The following is a 4,913-nucleotide window of genomic DNA, read 5'->3' on the forward strand; positions in this document are numbered from 1 at the left end:
GTCGAAGCCGGGCGCGAACGGGTCGCGGAAGGTGACGCCGTCGGCGACGAGCCGGTCCTGGAAGTCCTCCGAGAGCACGAGCGGGATACCCGACGCGCGTGCGGCAGCCCATAGCTGCGCGTCGTAGAAGGCGAAGCGAACCGCTCGACGCCGAGCGGCACGTCGCGCAGGTGCGCGCTCACTCCTCGCCCGCTTCCCGGCGCGCGCGCTTGAGCAGCACGATCGCGGACATGAAGTCCCACCACGCGCCGAGCAGGGCGAACCCCATCGGCACGACTCCCCACGCGATCGCGTCCGCGCCGCCCGGCGTCGCCTTCCGCAACGCCGTGCCCGCGGCGAGCATGATCGCGACCGGTGCGACGGTGTAGACGACCCAGCGCCGGAACGCCCAGCCGCCCGCCACCTCACGCCTCGCGTCGCCACGCGCCGCGCGCAGCTCGCGCGCGAACCGCGTCCGCCCCTGCACGTCGAAGACGGGCAGGGACGCCTGCCAGACCGCACCGGCGGCCAGGGCCGCGAGCGCAGCCCGCCCGATCCACTTGACCGCCTCGGCGTCCACGTCCGCTCACGCCCTCGGGAAGAACGGGTTGACGCGCACCTCGCGCTCGATCGTGGTGTCCGGGCCGTGGCCGCAGTGCACGAGCGTGTCGGGCGACACTCCGGCGAGCAGGGCCAACGAACGCGACAGCGCGCGGCCGTCGCCGCCCGGGAAGTCGGTGCGGCCGACGCTGCCGGCGAACAGCGTGTCGCCGCTGAAGAGGTGGTCCTCCCCTTCCGCGAGCAGGCAGATCGAGCCGGGCGTGTGGCCCGGCGTGTGCAGCACGCGCAGGCGCAGCGCGCCGGCCTCGACCATGTCACCGTCGTCGAGCAGACGCTCGGCGGCACGCGTGGTGTGGTCGAACCCGAACAGCGCGCCTCCGGCTCCGACCGCGTCCGTGATGGCATGCGCGTCCGCCTCGTGCACGGCGAGCGGCGCGCCCGTGGCGTCGCGCACCTCGTCGGCGGCGCCGATGTGATCGAAGTGCCCGTGGGTGAGCACGACCCACGCGACGTCCTCGCCCTCGATCGCCTCGAGCAGCAAGTCGGCGTCGCCGGCCGGGTCGATCACCACGGTCGGCCCACCCGCGCCGTCGTCGGCCAGCCAGCAGTTCGTCTGAAGCTCACCGAGCTGCAGGCGGCGCGCCCTCACCGGGGCGTCCCCTTGCGCACTCCGCCGTGCGCCATCTGCCGATGCGCGTCGAAGACGCCGTTGATCGCCTTGACGTTCGCGAGCACCTTCGTGAGCTGCTCCATGTTGCCCAGCTCGAACAGGAACCTCAGCTGCGCGATGCCGCTGCGGTCGGTGTGGAGGCTGGCCGACAGGATGTTGACCCCCGAGTCGGACAGCGCGACCGAGATGTCCCGCAGCAGCCCGGTGCGGTCGAGCGCCTCCACGGCGATCTCGACCTGGTAGACCGAGTCGGGCGACTGCTCCCACTCGACCTCGAGGATGCGCTCGGGCGTGCTGAGCAACTCGCCGGCGTTCGGGCAGTCGCGGCGATGCACCGACACGCCGCGCCCGCGCGTGACGAACCCGACGATGTCGTCGCCTGGCACCGGGTTGCAGCAGCGCGCGAGGCGGACCAGCACGTCGTCTATGCCCTTGACCTGCACGCCGGTCGGCGAGCGGCGCCGCTTGCGCGGCGGCGTCATCGGCTGGTCTGGCAGCAAGCCCGTGGGCGCCTCGGGCTCGGTGGGCTTCGCGCCCGGTTTGCCGCCCTCGGCCTCGAGCTGCTTGAGCAGCTTGGTCGAGACCTTCTGCGCGCTCTCCTTGCCGGCGCCGACGTGCGCGAACAGGTCGTCAGCGCACGCGAAGTTCATCTCGCGGGCGACGGCCTCGAGCGCCTTGACCACGCGCGAACTCGACAGCCCCATGCCGTGCTTGCGGAGCACCTTGAGGATCTCGTCGCGGCCGCGCGCGAGGTCGTCGGTACGCGAGATCTTGGAGAGGTGTGCGCGGATCTTGCTGCGCGCGCTGCTCGTCTTGGCGATCGAGAGCCAGTCGCGCGACGGGCTCGCCGACTTGCTCGTGAGGATGTCGACGCGGTCGCCCATCTGCAGCTCGTAGGTGAGCGGCACGATCGCGCCGTTGATCTTCGCGCCGACGCAGTGGTTGCCCACCTCGGTGTGGATCGCATACGCGAAGTCCAGCGGCGTGGCGCCGCGGCGCAGCGAGACGACGTCACCCTTCGGTGTGAAGACGAAGACCTCGTCCTCGAACAGGTCGATCTTGAGCGCTTCCATGAACTCGCGCGGATCCTTGAGCTCGGTCTGCCACTCGAGCATCTGGCGCAGCCACGCGAGCCGCTCGTCGAACGACTCCTCGCTGCCGCGCGCGCCCTCCTTGTAGCGCCAGTGCGCGGCGATGCCGTACTCGGCGGTGCGGTGCATCTCGTCGGTGCGGATCTGGATCTCGAGCGGCCGGCCCGCCGGCCCGATGACGGTCGTGTGCAGCGACTGGTACATGTTGAACTTGGGCATCGCGACGTAGTCCTTGAAGCGGCCGGGGACCGGCTTCCAGATCGAGTGCACCGTCCCGAGCGCTCCGTAGCAGTCCTTGACCGAATCGACGATCACGCGCAGCGCGATGAGGTCGTAGATCTCGGAGAACTCCTTCCCGCGCCGCGTCATCTTCTGGTAGATGCTGTACAGGTGCTTCGGCCTGCCCGAGATGTCGGCGACGATGCCGACCTCGCCGAGCTCGCCGGACAGCGTGTCGATCACCTGGTTCAGATACGCCTCGCGAGCGTCGCGGCTCTCGGCGACCATCTTCTGCACCTGGCTGAACTTCACCGGCTCCAGGTAGAAGAACGCGAGGTCCTCGAGCTCCCACTTGACCTGGCTGATGCCGAGGCGGTTGGCGAGCGGCGCGTAGATCTCCATCGTCTCGACGGCCTTCTCGATGCGCTTCTCGGGCGGCAGCGATGCCAGCGTGCGCATGTTGTGCAGACGGTCGGCGAGCTTGATCAGGATGACGCGGATGTCCTTGGCCATCGCCACGAGCATCTTGCGCAGGTTCTGCGACTGGGCCTCGGCCAGCGTGTCGAACTTGATGCGGCCGAGCTTGGTGACGCCGTCGACGAGCGATGCGACCTCCGGCCCGAACCGTTCGCGCACCGCCTTGAGCCGCACGCTCGAGTCCTCGACCACGTCGTGCAGCAGCGCGGCTTGGAGCGTCGCCGTGTCGAGGTGCAGCTCGGCCAGCACGAGCGCGACCTCCAGCGGGTGCTGCAGGAACGGCTATCCCGACAGGCGCCATTGCCCCTCGTGGGCCTCGGCCGCGAACTCGTAGGCCTGCTCCAGGCCGCTGACGTCCACGCCCGGGTTGTACTCCCGGACGTGCGCGATGATCTGCTCGATGGTCGCGGGCATCGGCTGCGCGCGCATCCCGTCGGTCGGCGCCGGTACGGCGCGGGCGGTCATCCGCCGCTCCTACCGGGCAGTATCGGGCGGTTGAACCGCGCGAGCAACACGTCGGCGGACGCAGTGAGCACCCACGTGCGGAACTCGGCGAACTGCTCGATCTCGTCGCGGCCTTCCGCGTAGCGTACGCTCGAACCCAGGTCGACCCTCTCCGCCTCGGGCACGACCGCCAGCCGGCGGTACGCGCCGTACCCCTCGCCGGTGACCAACCCGAGCTCGCGGAAGACCCCGATGCCCGCCGACACGCCCCGCTCGGACAGGCGCGTCTTCGGCCGCCGGGCCTTCACGCGCTCGGCGAGCTCGGCGTTGGTGGCCTCGAACGCCTCTCCCGCGGCCGCGTGCGCGTCCTTGAGCACGAGGTAGAGCGCGGCGAGGTCGTCGCGTTCGGGCGCACCCGCCTCGAGGATGAGGTCGTTGATGCGGCCGTCGGGCTCGCCGAAGAGCAGGTGCACCGAGGCCGACGCACCGTCACGTCCGGCCCGGCCGCACATCTGGTTGAACTCGACGTCGTTGAAGGGCAGGTGGTAGAGCGCGACGTGGCGCACGTCCGGGATGTTGACGCCCTCGCCGAACGCACTCGTGGCCACGACGACGTCGATCTCGCCGGCACGGAACGCGCGCTCCACCGCCAGGCGCGCGGGGCGGGACAGCCCGCCGTTGTAGAAGGCCGCGCGATGCCGCAGGCCGGGCACGCGGTCGCGCAGCGCGCGTGCGACGCGCACCGACTGGTCGCGCGAGTTCACGTAGACGATCGCCTTGCCGCCCTCGGCCGCGAGCTTCACGAGGTAGGCGTCCTTCTCCTTCGCGCTCGCGAGCGAGCCGCGGCGGTCGGCCAGGCCGAGGTTGTCGCGCACGGTGGGGTCGCACACCACTCGGCTGACGCCGAGGGCATCGCGGATCGCCGCGGCAACCTCGTCCGACGCCGTCGCGGTCACCGCCAGCACGCGCGGGCGGCCGAGCGTGTCGAGCGCCTCGCCGAGGCGCGCGTACGCGGGGCGGTGGCCGGCGCGCGCCATGCCGACGTGATGTGCCTCGTCGACCACCACGAAGCCGACCCTGCCCGTCCCGGCGAACCGCGCCGCGTGATGGCAGAGGAACTCGGGCGTGGTCAGGATCACGTGGACGGCCCCGTCGGTCAGGCCGGCGAACGCCTCGTCGCGAGCGGTCGCCGACGACTCGCCGGTCACGGTGGCGACGGCCAGACCGAGTGCGGCGAACGCTCCGACGAGGTGGAACGCCTGGTCCGAGACGAGCGCGCGCAGCGGATACACGAAGACCGACGCGCGGCCTTCGACCAGCGCGGTGCGCGCCGCGTGTAGGTGGAAGATGAGCGACTTGCCGCGCCCGGTCGCCATCACCGTGAGCACGTCCTCGCCTGCGGCCAGCGCGTCGAGCGACTCGCGCTGCGCCGGATGCAGCTCGGGGACCGCGAGCTGCATCCGGCGCAGCGC

The 4,913-nt window shown here is 71.2% G+C and carries 3 protein-coding genes and 1 pseudogene; all 4 read right to left on the reverse strand.

The features are described 5' to 3' along the window. Positions 1-178: 178 nt before the first annotated feature. Positions 179-559, reverse strand: a complete 381-nt coding sequence (locus FDZ70_06295) for a hypothetical protein (protein ID TLM76778.1) — start codon at positions 557-559, stop codon at positions 179-181. 6 nt (positions 560-565) lie between these two features. After that, positions 566-1,189, reverse strand: a complete 624-nt coding sequence (locus tag FDZ70_06300) for an MBL fold metallo-hydrolase (protein TLM76779.1) — start codon at positions 1,187-1,189, stop codon at positions 566-568. After that, positions 1,186-3,462 (reverse strand): annotated as a pseudogene (locus tag FDZ70_06305) (bifunctional (p)ppGpp synthetase/guanosine-3',5'-bis(diphosphate) 3'-pyrophosphohydrolase). The gene FDZ70_06300 and the pseudogene FDZ70_06305 overlap by 4 nt, the downstream one beginning before the upstream one ends. Next, on the reverse strand, positions 3,459-4,901 hold the full coding sequence (locus FDZ70_06310; GenBank protein TLM76780.1) for an ATP-dependent DNA helicase RecQ: 1,443 nt from the start codon (positions 4,899-4,901) through the stop codon (positions 3,459-3,461). The pseudogene FDZ70_06305 and the gene FDZ70_06310 overlap by 4 nt, the downstream one beginning before the upstream one ends. Positions 4,902-4,913 lie beyond the last annotated feature (12 nt).

It is taken from the genome of Actinomycetota bacterium (assembly GCA_005774595.1).
Lineage (GTDB): Bacteria > Actinomycetota > Coriobacteriia > Anaerosomatales > D1FN1-002 > D1FN1-002.

Coding starts and splice junctions, on each gene's coding strand:
- FDZ70_06310 (TLM76780.1), bottom strand. CDS start 4,901: ATGCAGCTCGCGGTCCCCGAGCTGCATCCGGCGCAGCGCGAGTCGCTC.